General features: G+C 69.0%; 1 protein-coding gene. It reads right to left on the reverse strand.

The features are described from left to right. The coding region (locus tag FQ668_RS28740; RefSeq protein WP_178097257.1) for a hypothetical protein at nt 1–242 on the reverse strand (242 nt) is incomplete at both ends.

Below are 242 nucleotides of genomic sequence, written 5' to 3' on the forward strand. Positions count from 1 at the left end.
GAACAGCACGGTGCCGAACACCAGGTAACGCACCAGCACGAGAACAGCCACCGAACCGAGCGCGGCCAGCATGATCCCCACCAGTGAGCGTCGGTTTCGCGGGGCGGAGAACAACCACACCGCGACAGCCCCGGCGATCACGTAGCCGGTGGCTTCCAGCCGAATCCACGGCACCAGCGCGGCCAGGGCGGCCACCGCGGGCCAACGGCGGCCGTCATCGTCCCGCAGCAGCAGCAGAATGC

Origin of the sequence: Pseudomonas sp. Kh14 (assembly GCF_900291005.1) — a bacterium.
In the GTDB taxonomy this organism is placed as follows: domain Bacteria; phylum Pseudomonadota; class Gammaproteobacteria; order Pseudomonadales; family Pseudomonadaceae; genus Aquipseudomonas; species Aquipseudomonas alloputida.